The organism is Salinimicrobium oceani (genome assembly GCF_012037645.1).
Genome location: NZ_JAAVJR010000234.1, coordinates 1 through 604, shown reverse-complemented (window position 1 = coordinate 604; position 604 = coordinate 1). Strand labels below are relative to the sequence as shown.

Genomic DNA, 604 nt, shown 5'->3' with positions numbered 1-604 from the left:
CGCCCCGATAGCGGCCTGAATAGGAATATCAAATTGTTGCCTCGGGATCAATTCCTTCAGCTTTTCACACATTTTCTTCCCTATATCAAAGGCATTGTCCACATGCAACAGTGCAGAAAGTGCATCTACTACGTTTCCGTTAAGAAGCACGTCCACTTTTACAAGTTTTGAAGCCCTCATTCCAATAGGAGAGTAATCAAAAGAAGCATAACCCTTAGAAACAGTTTTTAAGCGATCATAAAAGTCAAAAACGATCTCTGCCAGCGGCATGTCAAAAGATAATTCTACACGATCTGTGGTCAAATAGGTCTGGTTGGTGATCTGTCCCCTTTTTTCGATACAAAGCGACATTACCGGCCCTACGAAATCGGCTTTGGTAATGATGGTGGCTTTAATATATGGTTCCTCTACGCGGTCCAGGCTCGAAGGCTCCGGCAGGTCGGTAGGGTTATTCACCAGGATCACCTGATCCCTGTTTTTATGGGTATAGGCGTGGTAAGATACGTTAGGAACCGTGGTGATAACAGTCATATCGAACTCCCTTTCCAACCGCTCCTGAATGATCTCAAGGTGCAGCATTCCAAGGAATCCGCAACGGAAACCA

General features: G+C 45.2%; 1 pseudogene. It reads right to left on the bottom strand.

What is annotated here, in order from left to right:
* Positions 1-604, bottom strand: a pseudogene (locus tag HC175_RS16455) (elongation factor 4); the annotation flags it as partial.